Here is a 17,350-nt window from a genome sequence, read left to right as displayed (position 1 = left end):
CCCGGGCCGATGAGGAGCCCGAGACGATCGAGGAGGTCGCGGGGATCGATGAGTCCGCGGTGGCGGAGTTCGCCTGCGCGACCGGCCGCACGTACCAGTCGGGTCTGGGGTACCTGTCGGCGGCGAAGGAGTGCGCCACCCGCCTCCCGCGCCTGTGGGTGCGGGTCCTGGCCGGGGAGGTGTCGGTGTGGCGGGCCCGGTTGATCGCGGACCGCACCTACTGCCGCAACGCCGCCGTCGCGGAGTACGTCGACCGACGTCTCGCGGCCTACGCGCACTCGTGCTCCTTCGCGCAGCTCGACCGCACCGTGGCTGCGGCGATCGCGGCCCACGACCCCGAGCTCGCCGCCGCACAGGCCAAGGCGGCTGCCGACGGGCGCCGGGTGCTGATCGGCACCAGCACCGCCGGTGCCGACGGCATGGTCGAGATGTACGCGACCCTCGATGCCGCCGACGCCCTCGACCTCGACCGGGCCCTGGGCGAGGTCGCCGCCGACCTGAAGGCCGCCGGCAGCGAGGACTCCCTCGAGGTCCGACGGTCCATGGCGCTCGGAGAGCTCGGCCGCAAGCAACTCGCCCTCGACTTCGGCGCCCCGAGCGACGAGGACCGGGAGCCCAGGAACCGACGGGACCTGACGCTCTATGTCCACCTCTCCCAGGCCGCCCTCGAAGCCGGCACCGGGATCGGGCGGTTGGAGAACACCCGGATCCCCGTGACCCTGCGCCAGATCAAGCGCTGGTGCGGCGTCGCGGGCACCAAGGTCGTCGTCCGCCCGGTCCTGGACACCGGCGCCGTCCGTCACACCGACGCCTACGAGGCCACCCCGCTGATCCGGGAGGCCGTGGTCATGCGGGACGGGACCTGCGTCGCGCCGTACTGCACGCACTCAGCGCGCAACTCTGATCTCGACCACATCGAACCGTTCGACCACGCCCACCCACCACGCGGTGGACCGACGTCGACGGAGAATCTGGCCGCGCTCTGCAGGCGCCACCACCGGCTCAAGACCCACGCCGGCTGGACCTACGAACCGATCAGGACCCCCGAGGGCAGGTCCTACCTGTGGACCCTGCCGTCGGGCAGCCGCTACCTCCGCGGACCCAACGGCACCACCCCACTCCACTGAGGGCACCGGCCCCACAGCACCGACAGGCGACACCCCACGCGGGTGCCGCCTGAGAGTGCTGCCCTGATCAGGGCTGCAGGAGCCGGAGTGCGAGCTTGGGGCAGGCCTTCGCCGCCGCACGGGCCTCGAGCACCCGGTCGGCCGGCACGTGCTCGGGCAGGATCGGGAAGCCCCAGTCGTCCAGCCCGATGAGGTCGGGCAGCAGCTCGTGGCACAGCCCGTGGGCATCGCAGGAGGGCCAGTCCACCCGCAGTCGGGTGGCGGTGGTGGGGGCGGTCATCGCACGGCCTCGCTCTCGATCAGGTGCTGACGGGCGCCGCAGCGGCCGGCCTCGTGGCGGGCGACCTCCTCGGGGAAGGCCTGCAGCAACGACGCCACCAGGCGCGAGGTCCCGTCGGGGTGGGCGCAGGCGCCACGGCCCTCGACGAGACCGCACAGTCGGGCGACCTCGGCGCGCGCTCCGGGGCGACCGGCGGCGAGGTCGGCGACGGCGGTGGCGAGCGCGGGCAGCCCGTTGCGGCACGGGCCGCAGCGGCCTGCGCTCTCGGAGGCGAGGTGCGCCACGATGCGCTCGGTCCAGGCGACCGCGCAGGCGCCCAGGCCGGGGGCGATCACGACGCCGGCGCCCAACGCCAGGCGGCGCTCCCGGAAGGCGGCCGCGCTGATCGGCAGGTCCACGACGTCGGAGCCGGCGGCCCAGGTGCCGTGGAAGCCACCGAGCAGGATCGGGCCGGAACGGGCCGAGGCGGGCAGGACGGCCCCGAGCGGCAGACCGTGCTCGACCTCCTGCACGGTGACGGGACGACCGGGGGCGTGCACGGTGAGCAGGGTGGTGCCGGGTTCGGCGGCGGTGCCGCGACCCAGGGTGCGGCCCAGGCCCTCCAGCGCCAGCAGCCCCACGTGCGCCCACGTCTCGGCGTTGGAGAGCAGGGTCGCGCGGCCGCGGTGTCCGCGCACGGCCTCCGGCTCCCACGCGGTGACCGGCAGGCCCGGACGCCCGGCCATCAGCTCCAGCACGGCCCGCGCCTGACCGGCCACGAACCGCGCCTGCGTCGTGTGGGTCAGCCACCGGACCCCGCTCGAGGCCGGATCGGTGGTGCGCTCGGCGACGGCGGCGAGCAGCAGCCCGCGGGTGCGGGGCCGGTCGCCGGGCACGATCACGTGGATCTCCCGGGCGCCCAGCGCCCGGGCCGCGATGAGAGCGCCGTCCAGCACCAGGTGCGGCGAGGTGCGGGCCAGCGCGGCGTCCTTGGCGCTGGCGGGCTCACCCTCGCTGGCGTTGACGACGACGAACGGCGCCCGCCCCAGCGACCGGTGCCGCGCCGCGGTGGCGAGCTTGCGGGCGAAGGAGAACCCCGCGCCCCCGCGACCCCGCACCCCGGCGGCGTCGGTCAGGGCGTGCAGGGCGTCCAGCCCCAGCATCGTCGGCTCGCCCCACCGGGCGCGGTGGTCGCGCAGCGACGGGTCCCCGCCGCTCCCGATCCCGCCGCTGACCCGCCGGCTGGCGACGTCGGCCAGCAGCGCCGGCCCGGGCAGGACGAGCAGGTCCTCGCTCGGGGTGAGCGGCAGCGTCGCGAGCTGCGAAGGCATCGCCTGGGTGGTCATCGGTGTACCGCCTCACGCGACGTGGTGGTCGGGGCCACCGCGGCGTCGCGCGGACCGCGCCGGCGCTCGTCGAGCCGCCAGCCGAGGGCCGCCAGTACCGCGAGCACGCACACGATCGTCGGCAGCACCGACCACGCCACCCAGTCCTGCTGGTCGCGCAGGTCGGTGCCGATCCCGATGCCGTGGGCCACCCCGACACCCCAGGCCAGCCACGAGGCGAGGTGGATGGTCTTCCACGCCCGGTGGCCCAGCCGCAGCCGCAGGGCCGAGGTCAGCGTGACGACGAGGAACAGGTCCGAGGCGATCGTGCCCAGCGCCACCCACCACGGCTCGTACGCCGAGCCCCAGGGGAGCAGCGCGTCGGCCCAGCGGATGTCGACGTACTCGTCCACCACCGCCGTGGCGATGTGGGCGAGGAGCAGCAGCATGCCGCCCAGGGCGAGGTTGCGGTGCAGCGACTGGGTGACGAACCGCGGCACCCGGGCGCCGCCGTCGCCGCCGGTGCGGCCGCCGCGGGCGAGGACGCCGAGCACCACCGAGGCGCTCAGCACGATCATCAGGCTCAACCCGCTCGCGCGGTTGAGGTACCACAGCAGTGGACCCTCGGTGATGGTCAGGACGGTCATCGGGGATCAGGCCTCTCGTGGGCCCGGCCAGGGCCCGAGTCGGTGGAGGGTGCCGTCGTGCCGCACCAGGCGGGCGGCGTGCAGCCGGTCGGCGCCGAGCTCGGCGGTGAGCCAGTCGACGGCGTCCTCGGCCAGCACGACGGCGGCGGTGCTGGCCACGTTGGCCGAGACGCAGGTGGGGGCGAGCACCGTGACGGTGCGCCAGTGCTCGCGCGCCGGGCCGCCGGTGCGCGGATCGATCAGGTGGTGGTGCCGTGCGCCCGCGGGTGTCGTCCAGCGACGGGCGCAGGTGCTGGAGGTGGCCAGGGCTCCCTCGACCTGCACGAGCTCCTCGATCCCGCCGACCCCGGCCGCGTCGACGTCGTCGATCGGGCGTTCGGCGATCCCGACCTCCCAGGCGCCGTGCACGGTGCGCAGGTCGCCGCCGATCGACACGACCGCCCGGCCGGTCAGCCGCTCCCCGAGGGCGGCGACGGCGAGATCGGTGCACCACGCCTTGGCCGTGGCACCCAGGTCGAGGGCGGTCCCGAGCGGGACGCGCACAGCGTCGGAGCGCAGGCCGATGTCGCTCCAGGAGTCCAGCGGCGGCGGCGCCGGCCGGTAGGTCGTGACAGCGGCCGGGTCGGGACGGCGGGCCGCCACCGTGGTGAAGGTCGCGTCGTAGCCCAGCTCGACCAGGGGACCCGCCAGCAGCGGGTGCACCAGGCCACCGGTCCGCGCCGCCGCCGAGGTGGCGATCCGCACCGCGTGCACCAGCAGCGGGTCCACCTGCACCCAGCGCCCCGGGTGCTGGTTGACCCAGGTGAGGTCGGAGTCGTCGCGGAACCTGCTGGCGACCGCGTCGACGTCGGCCAGCACGTCGGAGACCAGGGCGCGGGCGACCTCCAGCTCGCCGGGGTCCTCGGTCTCGAGGTGGACCGTGCAGCCCAGGGCCCGCCAGCGGGCCACCGCGCGCTCGGGGGCGTGGGTGGTCACGGGCTCAGGACCCGCTCGACGTCGGCGGCGGCGGAGGGGGCGGCGGGTGAGGCGGGGGAGGCGTGGGCGTCGGGCTCGAGCCACCCGAGCTGCCGCCCGAGCCACCCGAGCTGCCACCCGAGCTGCCGCCGGTGCTCCCGGTCGACGTGCCGCCGGTGCTGCCGGTGCTGCCGGTGCTGCCCGAGTGACCGCCCGACGGGGCGGGGGAGCCGGGGCTGACGCTGGTGCTGCCCGGGCTCGCCGCGCCGGTGACGTACTGGGTGGTCACGCGGGTGCGGGTGGGCCGCTCGCGCCAGATGATCTCCGGCTTCTGGGCGGCGGCCGCACGTGCCGCCGCGCGGGCGGCGGTGCGCTCGGCCCAGCGCACCCGCTTCTCGTAGCGGGCCTGCTCGAGCTCGTAGGCCTGCAGTTCGGCGTCGCGCTCCGCCTGTGCGGCGGCGTCCTTCTCGGCCTGCTGCTGGTGGGCGAGACCGGCGAACGCACCCGTCGCGGTGACGGCGCCGGCCGCCACCGCTCCGGTGAGGCCGGTGACCGCCCAACGGAATCGTTCGCGGCTGCGGAGGTCGTAACTCATGGGACCGAGCGTGCCGTCCGGGCGCGCAAGCACGCGTCATCGCGATGTCAAGCCTGCGTCAAGCAGGCCCTTGACCGAGGCTTGACGTTCTCCCGATCCGGGGTTGACGCACCGACCACCACGCTGTGTCCATGCCTGGACCCACGCCCCGCACCCTCGCCTCCCGCGGCGCCCTCACCGCCGCCGCCCTCACCGCCTGCCTCAGCGTCGGCACGGTCGGCGCCGTCGCGGTGTACCGCACGGTCTCCGCGCCCGCTTCGGAGCCCTCCGCGTCCGCGGCCGGTGGGACGACCACGCCCGCCGCCGACCAGGCCCCGCAGCAGCGGGCACCGCTGCCGGTGGCCCGCACCCCCAAGCCGGTGGTCCGCTTCAAGGCCTGCACCCCGCCGGCCGTGCTCGAGGGCAAGCAGTGCGTCACCGACGTCGTCCAGACCGTCGTGGTGCCTGCCCCCGCGGCACCCGCGCCCGCGCCGACGCGCTCCGACGACGACGACCGCGGCGGCCGTGACGACGACGGGAACGACGACCGCGGCGGCCGCGACGACGACGGGAACGACGACCGGGGCGGTCGCGACGACGACGGCCCGCGTCACTCCGCCCACGACGACGACCACGACGACGACCACGCCGACGCCCACGAGGACGAGGCCGACGACCACGAGGACCAGGCCGAGGACCACGGCGAGGACCACGAGGACGACCACGACGACGAGGGTGACGACGAGGACGACGACGAGGGCGAGTACGAGGACGACTGAGGTCGCCTCCCCTCAGCCCTCGGGCAGCAGCGGGAGCTCGACCTCCACGACCGCACCGCCGCCGGAGCGGTGGCCGCGCACGACGCGGCCGCCCACCGAGCGTGACACCCGGTCGGCGATGTCGAGCCCCAGCCCGGAGGTGCCGGCCCGCCGCGGCGGACCGGGCAGCCCGCCCGTCCCCGCACGCGCCCACGCCTCGGGGAACCCCGGACCCTGGTCGACCACGCGCAGGATCGCGCGGGGACGCGGGTCCTCGCGACCGCGACGGGCGACGAGGTCGACCGAGAACGGCGTCCCCTCGGGGGTGTGGGCGAAGACGTTGTCGATGGTGATGTCGATGAGATCGCGCAGGTCGTCCTCGGGGACCCCGACCCACAGCGGGCCCGGTTCGACCCTGCCCTGCATCGCCCGACCCTGGTCCTCGGCGAGCGGCTGCCAGTAGGCCACCCGCGCGGACACCAGCGCGGCGACGTCGGTGCGGGCGGTCAGCTCGGTGCGCACCGGTCGGCGGGCCTCGGCCACGATCGCGTCGATCGTGCGCTGCAGCACCCCGATCCGCTCCTGCAACCGCTCGGCCAGGTCGGGGTCGCCGACTCCCTCGGCGTCCAGGCGCAGCGCGGTGACGGGGGTGCGCAACCGGTGCGCCATGTCGCCCACCGTGGCCCGCTCGGTGGCGAGCAGCTCGGCGGTGCGCTCGGCCAGTCCGTTCAGCGCCCGCGCCAGCTCGCGGGTCTCCTCCGGGCCCGCGAGGTCGGCGCGGGCCTCGAGGTCGCCCTCGCGCATGCGGTGCGCCGTGCGCGCCACCTCGCGCACGGGCTCGGCGATCCGGGTGCCCAGCCGGCGGGCGACCCCCACCGCGAGCAGGATCAGGGCCAGGCCGAGCGCCACGATGCCCCCCCAGGCCGGCAGGACGCCGTCGCGCAGGGTCGCCGCGCCGACCGTGCTGCGCACGACCGTGGTGCCGCTGCCGACGACCACGGGCAGCAGCACGGCGCCGCCGTCGGGCCCCACGACGCGGAACGCCTCACCGGCGCGCGCCCGGATGACGTCGGGGTCGTCCCGCATCGCCGGACCGGGGCCGATCTGGCGACCGGAGGCGGTGAGGACGCTGGTGGTGGGGTCGGCGCCGTCGTCGAGGCCGCTGATCAGGTCGGCCAGCTGTCGGCCCTGGGGCACCGCGGCCACGAGCAGCGCGACGTTGCGCGCCTCCTGGTCGGCCGCCGCCATCGCCCGGTCCTCGGCGAGGGTCCGCACGAGCAGGCACAGCGGGATCACGAACGCCACCACGACGGTCGCGGTGCTCACCACGACCAGCCAGGCGATGCGGGAGCGCACGCTCAGCGCCCCGACTCGCCCGGGTCGACCATCCGGATGCCGACCCCGCGCACGCTGTGGAGGTAGCGCGGTTCGGCGGCGGTCTCGCCGAGCTTGCGGCGCAGCCAGGACAGGTGCACGTCCACGGTGCGGTCGGAGGTGGCGTAGGCCTGCTGCCACACCTCGGCCAGCGCCTCGCGCTTGGTGACGACCTCTCCGAGGCGGGAGGCCAGCAGCCACAGCAGGTCGAACTCCTTGCGGGCCAGCTCGACCGGCTCCCCGCCCAGGGTCACCACCCGGGTGCGGTCGTCGATGACGAGGTCGCCCACCCGCAGCGCCGAGGACGGCGCGGCCCCCTTGCCGCCGCGACGCAGCACCGCGCGGATGCGCGCGGCCACCTGGTCGGTGCCGAAGGGCTTGACGATGTAGTCGTCGGCGCCGCCGTCCAGGGCGCGCACCATCGTGGGGTCGTCGTCCTGGGCGGTGATGACGATGATCGGCACCTCGCTGGCGGTGCGGATCATCGAGATCAGCGTGAGGCCGTCGACGTCGGGCAGCCCGAGGTCCAGCAGCACGACGTCGGGGCGGTCCCGCAGCACCTGCTCGAGCCCCGCCAGGCCCGTGGCGGCGACGGCGACGGCGTGCTCGCGCTCGCGCAGCCCGCGCTGCAGCGCCGTCCGGATCGCCGTGTCGTCCTCGACCACCAGGATGCTCACCACAGGGCGTGACGCTAGCGTGCGGAGCCGGCCCCCGGGAGAGCCGGGAGAACACTCGGCGAGGACGGGGGAGCACCCATGGCAGCACGGAGGACCGCACCGAGGACCGGCGCGCGCGGCCGGGCCGCACGCCTCGCCGCGGCCGCGGTGGTCTGGCTGGTCGTGGTGAGCCTCGCGGGCACCCTGGTGTGGACCGTGATCTCGCGCGTCGGGCGCGAGGTGAGCACCGGGGAGTCCGTGCTGCGGGCCCCCGAGCCCACGCGGACGATGAGTCCGCCGACGACCACCGGTCCACCCTCGGGACGCCGCACGTGGTCGGGACGGGCCGGCACGGTGGTGGCCGCCTGCACGGGCGCACGGATCGAGCTGGTGCAGGCCGTCCCGTCGGCCGACGGGTACGCGGTGGAGGTGAAGCAGAGCGGGGGAGCGGTGGTCGAGGTGGAGTTCGAGGGCCGGGTCGAGGAGGCCGGGCGCGAGACGACGGTGGTCGGCCGCTGTCGCGACGGCGTGCCGGTCTACACCACGGAGGTGGAGTGATGGGCGAGGCGACCGGCGAGGTCATCCGGGTGCGCGGCGCCCGCGAGCAGAACCTGCGCGACGTCGACGTCGACCTGCCCAAGCGGCGGCTCACGGTCGTCACCGGCGTGTCGGGGTCGGGCAAGAGCTCGCTGGTCTTCGCCACGATCGCGGCGGAGTCGCAGCGGCTGATCAACGAGACCTACCCGGCGTTCGTGCAGGGGTTCATGGCCAGCCCGGCGCGACCCGACGTCGACGTGCTGGAGGGCCTCACCCCCGCGATCGTGGTGGACCAGGAGCGGCTGGCGGCGAACCCGCGCTCGACGGTCGGCACCGTCACCGACGTCACCACGCTGCTGCGCATCCTGTTCAGCCGCCTCGCCGAGCCCCGGCTGCCCTCGCCCAAGGCCTACTCCTTCAACGTCGCGACCGTCTCCGGGGCCGGAGCGATCGAGACCGAGAAGGGCGGGCGCACCGTGAAGGAGCGGCGCTCGTTCACCGTCGCGGGCGGGATGTGCCCGCGCTGCGAGGGCCGCGGCGAGGTGCAGGACATCGACCTCGACGAGCTCTTCGACCCGGCACTCTCGCTCGAGCAGGGCGCGCTGCGCGTCCCGGGACTCTCGATGGACGGCTGGCAGGGCCGGATCTACCGTGGGTGCGGGTACTTCGACGTCGACGTCCCGATCGGGGACTTCACCCCCGCCCAGCTCGACGACCTGCTCCACCGCGAGCCGACGAGGATGAGGATCGACGGGATCAACCTCACCTACCGCGGCCTGCTCCCGATGATCCGCAGCACGTTCCTGGCCAAGGACGTCGAGGCGATGCAGCCGCACGTGCGGGCGTTCGTGGAGCGGGTCGTGACGTTCCGGACCTGCCCGGACTGCGCGGGCACCCGGCTCAACGAGGCGGCCCGCACGTCCTTGATCGAGGGCCGCTCGATCGCCGACCTCGGGGCGATGGAGATCACCGAGCTGCGCACCTGGCTGGCCGACCTGGCGGACCGGGTGGACGGCGCGGCCGCGGGCGTCGCGCCGCTGCTGGCCCGCATCGGTGACGCGCTGGGCGCCTTCGACGACGTCGGCCTGGGCGACCTCACCCTGGACCGCCCCTCGGGCAGCCTGTCGGGCGGGGAGGCGCAGCGCACCCGGCTGGTGCGCCACCTCGGCTCGGCCCTCACCGACATCACCTACGTCTTCGACGAGCCCACCACCGGCCTGCACCCCCACGACGTCGACCGGCTGCACGGGCTGCTGCTGCGGTTGCGCGACAAGGGCAACACCGTGCTCGTGGTGGAGCACAAGCCGGCCACGATCGCGATCGCCGACCACGTCGTCGACCTCGGTCCCGGCGCCGGTCCCGCGGGCGGTCGCATCGTCTACCAGGGCGACGTCGCCGGGCTGCGGCGCGCCGACACCCCGACCGGTCGCCACCTCGCCGACGTCGTCGCGCCCCGATCGGCCGTGCGCACGCCCACCGGCGTGCTGCCGATCCGCGGCGCCCGGCGCCACAACCTGCGCGACGTCGACGTCGACGTGCCCCTCGGCGTGCTCTGCGTCGTGACCGGGGTGGCCGGCTCGGGCAAGAGCTCGCTGCTCCTCGGCGGGGTCCTCGGCGGACTCCCCGGCCCCGCGGTGGTGGTGGACCAGAGCCCGCTGCACGGGTCGCGGCGCAGCAACCCCGGCACCTACAGCGGTGCGCTGGAGCCGATCCGCAAGGCCTTCGCCAAGGCCAACGGCGTCAAGCCCGCCCTGTTCAGCTCCAACTCCGCCGGGGCCTGCCCCGCGTGCGGCGGGTCGGGCGTGGTGCAGACCGAGCTGGTCACGATGGCGGCGGTCGCCACCACCTGCGAGGACTGCGAGGGACGCCGCTTCCACGACGACGTGCTGCAGTACCGGCTCGGCGGCCACGACATCGCCCAGGTGCTGGCGATGCCGGTGGCACAAGCCCGGGAGTTCGTCGCCGACGCCGGGTCGCGGGTGCCCGCGGCGGCCGCGATCCTGCAGCGGCTCGTGGACGTCGGACTCGGCTACGTCGGGCTCGGCCAGCCGCTCACCACGCTCTCGGGTGGCGAGCGGCAGCGCCTGCGCCTGGCCGTGCACCTGGGAGAGCAGGCGCCCGTGCTCGTGCTCGACGAGCCCACCACCGGCCTGCACCTCGCCGACGTCGCCCACCTGCTCGCCCTGCTCGACCGGATGGTCGACGACGGCCGCTCGGTGATCGTCATCGAGCACCACCAGGCCGTGATCGCGCACGCCGACCACGTGATCGACCTCGGCCCGGGGGCGGGCCGGCACGGCGGCCGCGTCGTCTTCGAGGGTCCGCCCGCCGACCTGGCGCGGGCCGACACCCCCACCGGTCGGGCGATGGCGTCCTACCTGGCCTCGTCTACGCTGCGCGGGTGAGCGCCGTCACGTCGCCCCCGGCCCGGGCGGCCGCCCTCCTCGCGCTGCTGGTCCCGCTGGTCCTGGTGGTCCCCGGGCTGGCCGCGCCCGCCGCACGGGCGGCCGAGCCCTGCCCGCCCCAGCAGGCCTGCCTGGTCGTGCGCATGGTGCAGGACGGTGTGGAGACCGCCACGCGGGTGGTCACCGTCGAGGAGCTGCGCGGCTGGCAGGACCTCGTGGACGGGCTGGAGTACCCCGTGCGCGAGCAGCCGGGCGGCCCCACCCGACCCGAGGCCGTCGAGGACGCCGTCACCGTGCGCGAGCTGGTGATCTGGCTCGCCGGCGACTTCGACGACGACAACGAGGGCTTCAAGAGCCTCTCGCCCGACGCAGTGGAGTCCGCCGAGGTCGGACCGGTCGACGCACCGCCCGCGCTCACGCTCGCGACCGCGGACCTCGCCCCGATCGGGGAGAACGGCTTCGACGCCGGCCTCGCCCCGGCGCTGTACCTGCCCGAGGGCGAGACCGTGCTCGCGGCCCTGCGCCCGCTGCGGCCCGATGCCGCCGACGTCAACACCGACGAGCTGGTGCGCGGCGGTCCGGGCGAACCGCTCGAGCTCGTGCTGCGCAGCAGTGCGCCGCGGGTCGAGGTGTCGATCGGGGCCGGCCTCGACGACGTCGCCACGGTGGGCGAGTCGGTCGGCCTGGCCGCCGCCGTCCGTCCGCGCACCTCGGGCCTGGCGTACCGGTGGACCTTCGGGGACGGTGCCGGCTCGGACCAGCAGGCACCCCGTCACACCTACACCGCGCCCGGGACCTACCTGATCCGCCTCGCCGTCGCCGGCCCCGACGGCCTGCGGGCCCAGTCCAACACCGTCGTGCTGCGGGTCGACGGGCCCGCCGATCCCGGCGAGGACCCCGACGACGAGCCCGACGGCGGTCCCGGCGGGGGCGACGGCGGTGGTGCCGGAGGGGGTGCCGGAGGCGGTTCGGGGACGGGTGGATCGGGCAACCCGCTGACCGGTCCCGACCGGGGTGAGGGCGACACCGGGGGACAGGGGACGGCCGAGGAGGCCGGCAACGGGGGCAGCCCGACCCCCGGCCCGAGCGTCCCGTCCCCTGAGGTGCCCACGGTCGACGACGGCGCCGCCCCGGAGATCCCCGCGGTCCCGCCGGCCGGGGACGACCCGCTGGTGCTCGCCGACCCGCCGATCCGGGGTCTGCTCCTCACCGACCGCGTGCCGCTGGCCGCGACCCCGCCGACGCCCCCGCCGCCCGCCACGACCCTGCTCGGCACGCCCCGCACGGCTCCGGCCGCGCGCGCCGGCGGGGCCGGGGAGGGATCCGGGCCGACGGGCCCGCTGGCGCTGGGCGCCGTCGTCCTGCTGCTCGTGGTCGGCGCGCTGCGCGACCATCCCCGTCTGCTGCGAAGGAAGCACCCGTGATCGACTCGGTCTACCAGGCCATCTTCGACCTCTCCGAGGCCCTCGAGATCCCCGTCGTGCTCGCCACGCTGCTGGCCGTGGCGCTGGTCGTGGTCGAGATCGGCGCGCTGATCGCCGAGACGCTGCGGCGTCGTCGTCGCGACGTCGCCACGCTGCACCGCGCGGCCGACGCCGCGCGTGCGGCGCGCGACGCCGGCGACCCGGCCGCCGCCGGGACCGCCCTCGCCGCGGCCTCGTGGAGCCCGGTGATGGCCCGCACGGCCGCCGAGATGGCCCGCACCGTCGAGGAGCACCGGATCGCGAAGCTGCTCGCCGACTTCGACTTCGACCGCCAGCGCGTGCTGGGCCGCACCCGCCTGCTGGTGCGCTGGGGGCCGGCGCTCGGGCTCATGGGCACCCTCATCCCGTTGGCGCCCGCGCTCGAGGGGCTGGCCGACGGCGACGTCACGGCCCTCTCGGACAACCTGCGCCTGGCCTTCAGCGTGACCGTGCTCGGGCTGCTGATCGGTGCCGTGGCCTTCGGCATCAGCCTGCGCCGCGACCGCGTGTACGCCCAGGACTACTCCGACCTCGAGTACGTCGCGGCGGTGCTGACCGCCCCTGCCGGGGAGGCCGTCCGATGATCCGTGTGACCCCGCGGGCCCGCCGCCACGCCGATGCCAACGGCGACCCGCTCGACGGGCTGGTCAACCTCTTCGACCTCGGGATCGTGCTCTCCGTCGGGTTTCTCCTCGCGGCGCTGTCCAGCCTCGACCTCGCCTCGGTCCTCACCGTCGACGGCGAGGGGGGCGCCCCGTTGCCGCCCGACGCCGTCGTCGTGCCGCAGGACGCCGAGGTCGGCGAGGTGCCGGCCACCGGGGAGGAGGTGGTCGGCAGCGGCACCGAGGTCGGCACCGTCTACCGCCTCGACGACGGTCGCATCGTCTACGTCATCCCGCCCGAGCCGGGCCCCGCCGCACCGGCACCGTGAGCCCTCAGCCCGCGAACTGGCTGCGGTACAGCGCGGCGTAGGCGCCGCCCGCGGCCAGCAGCTCGGTGTGGGTGCCCTGCTCGACGATCGCGCCGGCGTCCATCACCAGGATCAGGTCGGCGTCGCGGATCGTGGAGAGCCGGTGGGCGATCACGAAAGAGGTGCGGTCGGCGCGCAGGGCGGCCATGGCCTGTTGCACCAGCACCTCGGTGCGGGTGTCCACCGACGACGTCGCCTCGTCGAGGATCAGCAGGTCGGGGTCGGTGAGGAAGGCGCGGGCGATCGTGAGCAGCTGGCGCTCGCCCGCCGAGAGGTTGGACCCCTCCTCGTCGAGCACGGTGTCGTAGCCCTCGGGCAGGGAGCGCACGAAGCGGTCCACGAACGTCGCACGCGCGGCCTGCAGGATCTCCTCCTCGCTCGCCTCGGGGCGACCGTAGGCGAGGTTGTCGCGGATGGTGCCCTCGAAGAGCCAGGCGTCCTGGAGCACCATGCCGGTGCGGCGCCGCAGCTCGCGGCGCCCGAGCGTGGCGATGTCGACGCCGTCGAGGGTGATCCGGCCCCGGTCGAGTTCGTAGAACCGCATGACCAGGTTCACCAGCGTCGTCTTGCCGGCGCCGGTGGGGCCGACGATGGCCACGGTCTGGCCGGGGCGCGCGACCAGCGACAGGTCGCTGATGAGGGGGCGGTCGGGGTCGTAGGAGAAGTCGACGTGCTCGAAGGCGACCTCCCCGGCCCGCACGCCGGCCGCGGCGCGCAGGGGAGCGGTGGCCTCGCCGGCACCGGTGGGGTCGCGCTCCTCGTCGGCGTCGAGCAGCTCGAAGACCCGCTCCACCGAGGCGACGCCGGACTGCAGCAGGTTGGCCATCGAGGCCACGGTGGTGAGCGGCTGGTTGAACTGGCGCGTGTACTGGATGAAGGCCTGCACCTCACCGACCGACAGGGTGCCGGAGGCCACCCGCAGACCGCCGACCACCGCGACCAGCACGTAGCTGATGTTCCCGATGAACATCATCGTCGGCATGATCAGGCCGCTGAGGAACTGGGCCCTGAAGCTGACCTCGAACAGGCCGTCGTTGTGCTCGGCGAAGGCCCGGTCGAACTCCTCCTGACGGCCGAACACCTTCACCAGGGCGTGGCCGGAGTAGCTCTCCTCGATGTGGCCGTTGAGCTGTCCGGTGCGTCGCCACTGGGCCACGAACTGGCCCTGGGAGCGCCCCATGATGGCCTTGGTGGCCAGCAGCGAGACCGGCACGCTCACCAGGGCGATCAGCGCCAGGACCGGCGAGATCCACACCATCATCGCCAGCACCGCCACGACGGTGAGCAGCGCGTTGAGCAGCTGGCTCATCGTCTGCTGCAGGGTCTGCCCGACGTTGTCGATGTCGTTGGTCACCCGGCTCAGCAGCTCACCGCGCGGCGAGCGGTCGAAGTAGGCCAGGGGCAGGCGGTGGATCTTGTCCTCGACCTCGCGGCGCAGCTGCGCCACCGTGCGCTGTACGACGCCGTTGAGCACGTAGCCGGCCGCCCACGACGCCGCCGACGCGGCGACGTAGACCAGCAGCGTGAGCACCAGCGTGCGGCCCACGGCGTCGAAGTCGATGCCCACCCCGGGCACCACGCCCTGGGCGCGGGCGGTGCCCGGCAGCCGGTCGGCCGGGGTGTCGGCGAAGTAGTCGCCGAGGAAGCCGCGGAAGACCAGGTCGGTGGCGTGGCCGAGCAGGCGGGGCCCGGAGGCCATCGCGGCGACGCTGGCGAGGGTGAGCGCGAGCACGACCAGGGTGGCGGCCCGCTCGGGCGCCATCCGCGCCACCATCCGGCGGGCCGAGGGGCCGAAGGACATCGCCTTCTGGCCCACCATCCCGCCCATCGGGCTGTGCCGCGGCCCGGGACCGCCCTGGGGGGCCTCGATGCGCTCGGTGGCCCGGAACTGCTGGCCCGAGTGTTGGCCGGACTGCTGGGTGCTCATGCGAGGGCCTCCTCGGCGCTCAGCTGCGAGTCGACGATCTCGCGGTAGGTGGGACAGTCCGCCAGCAGCGCGGTGTGGGTGCCGGAGCCGACGACCCGGCCGTGCTCGAGCACGACGATCCGGTCGGCGTCGCGGATGGTGGAGACCCGCTGGGCGACGACGAGCACGCCGGCGTCGCGGGTGACGGGGCGCAGTGCGGCGCGCAGCCGGGCGTCGGTGGCCAGGTCGAGGGCCGAGAAGGCGTCGTCGAAGAGGTAGAGGGCCGGACGGCGCACCACCGCGCGGGCGATGGCGAGCCGCTGCCGCTGACCGCCGGAGAAGTTGGTGCCGCCCTGGGCGACGGGGGCGTCGAGGCCCTCGGGCAGCGCGGCCACGAAGTCGCGGGCCTGGGCCACCTCCAGGGCCTCCCACATCTCCTCCTCCGAGGCGCCGGGCGAGCCGAAGGCGAGGTTGGAGCGCACGGTGCCGCTGAAGAGGTAGGCGCGCTGGGGCACCAGGCCCAGCTGCGCCCACAGCACCTCCGGCGCGAGGTCGCGCACGTCGACCCCGGCCACGCGCACCGACCCGGCGGTGGCGTCGAACAGGCGCGGCACCAGGTTGATCAGCGTCGTCTTGCCGGCCCCGGTGGAGCCGATCACGGCCACGGTCTCCCCGGGGCGCACGGCGAGGTCCACCTCGTGCAGCACGGGCTCGGCGGCACCGGGGTAGGAGAACCCGACGGCGGCGAGGTCGAGGTGGCCCCGGCGGGCCGGGTCAGGCGCGACGGCGGTGACGGGCGGGGCGACGCTGGGCTCGGTGTCGAGCACCTCGCTGATGCGGTCGGCGCACACCGCCGAGCGGGGCACCTGCATCAGCATGAAGGTCGCCATCATGATCGACATCAGGATCTGCATGAGGTAGCTGAGGAAGGCGGTGAGCGCACCGACGCTGGTCTCGCCGGCGTCGACCCGGTGGCCGCCGAACCAGATGACCGCGACGCTGGTGACGTTCACGATGAGCATCACCAGCGGGAACATCGTGGCCATCCAGCGACCGGCGGTGGTTGCGACGGCGGTGAGGTCGTCGTTGGCGGCGCCGAAGCGGGCGCGCTCCTCGGGCTCGCGCACGAAGGCGCGCACCACGCGGATGCCGGTGATCTGCTCGCGCAGCACCCGGTTCACCTCGTCGATCCGGGTCTGCTGCACGCGGAAGCTCGGCACCATCGCCCGGATGACCGCACCGACCGCGACCACCAGCGCGGGCACGACGACGGCGAGCACCCAGCCCAGGCCGGCGTCCTCGCGCAGCGCCATCACGACGCCACCCACCATCATGATCGGGCTCGAGACCGCGATGAGGGTGCTCATCACCACCAGCATCTGCACCTGCTGGACGTCGTTGGTGGTGCGCGTGATGAGCGAGGGTGCTCCGATGCGCTGCACCTCCTGGGTGGAGAAGGACCCGACGCGGTGGAACAGGTCGCGGCGCAGGTCGCGGCCGAACGCGGTGGCGGTGCGGGACCCGGCGCGGGCGGCGACGAGCGAGCACACCATCTGGCCCACCGAGATCGCGAGCATCAGCCCGCCCAGGCGCCAGATGGTGGCGGTGTCGCCGGTGACGACGCCCTCGTCGATGATGCGGGCGTTCAGGCTCGGCAGGTAGAGCATCGCGACCACGCCGGCGGCCTGGAACACGAGGACGACGGCCAGCAGGGCCCGGTAGGGCTGCAGGCGGGCGCGCAGCAGGGTGAGCAGCACGGTGGTTCTCCTAGCGGGGGTGGGTGAGGACGCCGTGGAGCACGGTGGCCACGATCTCCTCGGGGGTCAGCAGGTGGCCGTCGGCGATGTGCTGGTGACTGCCGGCGAAGGTGAGCAGTCGCAGCCGGTGCACCACCTCCTCGACGGGCAGCGCGAGCGTGTCGGTGTCGTGGGGTCGGGGTGCGACGACGTCGACCAGGGCGGCGTGCAGTCGGGCGCGGGCCGCGCGCGCCTCGGGGGCGTCGTGGTCGGGCGGGCGCACCATGCCGACCCGTCCGAGCAGGTCGAAGGTGGCGCGCAGCCGCTGCTGCAGCACCCCGACCAGTCGCACGAGTCGCTGCTCCAGCGGCAGGTCGGCCTCGATCTCGGTGAGCCGGGCGAGCAGCGGGGCGACGTCGAAGGCCTGGGTGATGGCGGCCTCGACGAGCTCCTCCTTGGTGGCGAAGGCGCGGAAGATCGTGCCCTCGGCCACGCCCGCCGCCTCGGCGATCTGGCGGGTCGTGACCTCGCGACCGTGCTCGCGCAGGAGCATCAGCGTGACGTCGACGAGGTGTTCGCGGCGCCGCTGCGGCGTCATCGGGCGCGCGCGGCTGCGGGCGGTCGACGGGGTGGGGGTGGAGGCGGGCACCCGGCCAGCC

17 protein-coding genes are annotated in these 17,350 nt (G+C 75.0%); 7 read left to right on the top strand and 10 right to left on the bottom strand.

Translation table 11 applies throughout. The annotated features are described in order from the left end of the window. Nucleotides 1-1,127, top strand: a 1,127-nt coding sequence (locus ACERUJ_RS14795; RefSeq protein ID WP_370249476.1) for an HNH endonuclease signature motif containing protein, incomplete at its 5' end; no start/stop codon positions are given. A gap of 67 nt (nt 1,128-1,194) precedes the next feature. On the opposite strand, the gene ACERUJ_RS14790 is transcribed toward ACERUJ_RS14795, so the two are convergent. From ACERUJ_RS14790 to ACERUJ_RS14770, 5 genes are read right to left on the bottom strand one after another with little or no spacing between them, the layout of a single operon-like run. After that, the gene (locus ACERUJ_RS14790) at nt 1,195-1,407 is read right to left on the bottom strand and encodes a ferredoxin (RefSeq protein WP_370249474.1); all 213 of its coding nucleotides are present in this window, start codon (nt 1,405-1,407) and stop codon (nt 1,195-1,197) included. Next, nucleotides 1,404-2,717, bottom strand: a complete 1,314-nt coding sequence (locus tag ACERUJ_RS14785) for an NADH-ubiquinone oxidoreductase-F iron-sulfur binding region domain-containing protein (RefSeq protein ID WP_370249473.1) — start codon at nt 2,715-2,717, stop codon at nt 1,404-1,406. Before ACERUJ_RS14785 ends, ACERUJ_RS14790 begins: the two co-directional genes overlap by 4 nt. Nucleotides 2,718-2,728: 11 nt before the next feature. Then, nucleotides 2,729-3,358 carry a ferric reductase gene (locus tag ACERUJ_RS14780; RefSeq protein ID WP_370249472.1) on the bottom strand — a complete coding sequence of 210 codons (630 nt, stop codon included), beginning with the start codon at nt 3,356-3,358 and terminating at the stop codon, nt 2,729-2,731. A gap of 6 nt (nt 3,359-3,364) precedes the next feature. Further along, complete coding sequence (locus tag ACERUJ_RS14775) at nt 3,365-4,333, bottom strand: FAD:protein FMN transferase (protein WP_370249470.1); 969 nt, start codon at nt 4,331-4,333, stop codon at nt 3,365-3,367. A gap of 4 nt (nt 4,334-4,337) precedes the next feature. After that, nucleotides 4,338-4,907 carry a hypothetical protein gene (locus ACERUJ_RS14770; RefSeq protein WP_370249468.1) on the bottom strand — a complete coding sequence of 190 codons (570 nt, stop codon included), beginning with the start codon at nt 4,905-4,907 and terminating at the stop codon, nt 4,338-4,340. 131 nt (nt 4,908-5,038) lie between these two features. On the opposite strand from ACERUJ_RS14770, the gene ACERUJ_RS14765 reads away from it, so the two are divergent. Continuing rightward, on the top strand, nt 5,039-5,665 hold the full coding sequence (locus ACERUJ_RS14765; protein WP_370249467.1) for a hypothetical protein: 627 nt from the start codon (nt 5,039-5,041) through the stop codon (nt 5,663-5,665). A gap of 12 nt (nt 5,666-5,677) precedes the next feature. Here ACERUJ_RS14765 and ACERUJ_RS14760 read toward each other — a convergent pair whose 3' ends face one another. Both ACERUJ_RS14760 and ACERUJ_RS14755 read right to left on the bottom strand, forming a co-directional pair. Further along, complete coding sequence (locus ACERUJ_RS14760) at nt 5,678-7,000, bottom strand: ATP-binding protein (protein WP_370249466.1); 1,323 nt, start codon at nt 6,998-7,000, stop codon at nt 5,678-5,680. Between the two features lie 2 nt (nt 7,001-7,002). After that, nucleotides 7,003-7,695 carry a response regulator transcription factor gene (locus tag ACERUJ_RS14755; protein ID WP_370249465.1) on the bottom strand — a complete coding sequence of 231 codons (693 nt, stop codon included), beginning with the start codon at nt 7,693-7,695 and terminating at the stop codon, nt 7,003-7,005. Between the two features lie 78 nt (nt 7,696-7,773). On the opposite strand from ACERUJ_RS14755, the gene ACERUJ_RS14750 reads away from it, so the two are divergent. Genes ACERUJ_RS14750 through ACERUJ_RS14730 form a run of 5 tightly spaced genes read left to right on the top strand, consistent with a single transcriptional unit; the run spans nt 7,774 to nt 13,010 of the window. After that, complete coding sequence (locus ACERUJ_RS14750) at nt 7,774-8,232, top strand: hypothetical protein (RefSeq protein WP_370249463.1); 459 nt, start codon at nt 7,774-7,776, stop codon at nt 8,230-8,232. Next, complete coding sequence (locus ACERUJ_RS14745) at nt 8,232-10,616, top strand: ATP-binding cassette domain-containing protein (protein WP_370249462.1); 2,385 nt, start codon at nt 8,232-8,234, stop codon at nt 10,614-10,616. Before ACERUJ_RS14750 ends, ACERUJ_RS14745 begins: the two co-directional genes overlap by 1 nt. Then, complete coding sequence (locus ACERUJ_RS14740) at nt 10,613-12,040, top strand: PKD domain-containing protein (protein WP_370249461.1); 1,428 nt, start codon at nt 10,613-10,615, stop codon at nt 12,038-12,040. Before ACERUJ_RS14745 ends, ACERUJ_RS14740 begins: the two co-directional genes overlap by 4 nt. Continuing rightward, nucleotides 12,037-12,663 (top strand): MotA/TolQ/ExbB proton channel family protein, encoded by a 627-nt coding sequence (locus tag ACERUJ_RS14735; protein ID WP_370249459.1) that lies wholly within the window; start codon nt 12,037-12,039, stop codon nt 12,661-12,663. The genes ACERUJ_RS14740 and ACERUJ_RS14735 overlap by 4 nt, the downstream gene beginning before the upstream one ends. Continuing rightward, nucleotides 12,660-13,010, top strand: a complete 351-nt coding sequence (locus ACERUJ_RS14730) for a DUF2149 domain-containing protein (protein WP_370249458.1) — start codon at nt 12,660-12,662, stop codon at nt 13,008-13,010. The genes ACERUJ_RS14735 and ACERUJ_RS14730 overlap by 4 nt, the downstream gene beginning before the upstream one ends. Nucleotides 13,011-13,014: 4 nt before the next feature. Here ACERUJ_RS14730 and ACERUJ_RS14725 read toward each other — a convergent pair whose 3' ends face one another. Genes ACERUJ_RS14725 through ACERUJ_RS14715 form a run of 3 tightly spaced genes read right to left on the bottom strand, consistent with a single transcriptional unit; the run spans nt 13,015 to nt 17,340 of the window. Next, complete coding sequence (locus tag ACERUJ_RS14725; RefSeq protein WP_370249457.1) at nt 13,015-14,976, bottom strand: ABC transporter ATP-binding protein; 1,962 nt, start codon at nt 14,974-14,976, stop codon at nt 13,015-13,017. Further along, a complete protein-coding gene (locus ACERUJ_RS14720; protein WP_370249456.1) occupies nt 14,973-16,712 on the bottom strand; it encodes an ABC transporter ATP-binding protein in 1,740 nt (579 codons plus the stop codon). The genes ACERUJ_RS14725 and ACERUJ_RS14720 overlap by 4 nt, the downstream gene beginning before the upstream one ends. Nucleotides 16,713-16,722: 10 nt before the next feature. Then, a complete protein-coding gene (locus ACERUJ_RS14715; protein ID WP_370249455.1) occupies nt 16,723-17,340 on the bottom strand; it encodes a TetR/AcrR family transcriptional regulator in 618 nt (205 codons plus the stop codon). Between the last annotated feature and the right edge of the window lie 10 nt (nt 17,341-17,350).

Origin of the sequence: Nocardioides sp., assembly GCF_964228225.1 — a bacterium.
Classification (GTDB): Bacteria; Actinomycetota; Actinomycetes; order Propionibacteriales; family Nocardioidaceae; genus Nocardioides.
The sequence above is the reverse complement of the archived record's forward strand: the minus strand, read 5'-3'. Positions and strand labels throughout refer to the sequence as shown.

Bases quoted from the DNA above. Each gene is read 5' to 3' on its own strand.
- ACERUJ_RS14745 (WP_370249462.1), top strand. From the start codon at position 8,232: ATGGGCGAGGCGACCGGCGAGGTCATCCGGGTGCGCGGCGCCCGCGAG.
- ACERUJ_RS14730 (WP_370249458.1), top strand. From the start codon at position 12,660: ATGATCCGTGTGACCCCGCGGGCCCGCCGCCACGCCGATGCCAACGGC.
- ACERUJ_RS14750 (WP_370249463.1), top strand. From the start codon at position 7,774: ATGGCAGCACGGAGGACCGCACCGAGGACCGGCGCGCGCGGCCGGGCC.
- ACERUJ_RS14785 (WP_370249473.1), bottom strand. From the start codon at position 2,717: ATGCCTTCGCAGCTCGCGACGCTGCCGCTCACCCCGAGCGAGGACCTG.
- ACERUJ_RS14770 (WP_370249468.1), bottom strand. From the start codon at position 4,907: ATGAGTTACGACCTCCGCAGCCGCGAACGATTCCGTTGGGCGGTCACC.
- ACERUJ_RS14780 (WP_370249472.1), bottom strand. From the start codon at position 3,358: ATGACCGTCCTGACCATCACCGAGGGTCCACTGCTGTGGTACCTCAAC.
- ACERUJ_RS14725 (WP_370249457.1), bottom strand. From the start codon at position 14,976: ATGAGCACCCAGCAGTCCGGCCAACACTCGGGCCAGCAGTTCCGGGCC.
- ACERUJ_RS14790 (WP_370249474.1), bottom strand. From the start codon at position 1,407: ATGACCGCCCCCACCACCGCCACCCGACTGCGGGTGGACTGGCCCTCC.
- ACERUJ_RS14765 (WP_370249467.1), top strand. From the start codon at position 5,039: ATGCCTGGACCCACGCCCCGCACCCTCGCCTCCCGCGGCGCCCTCACC.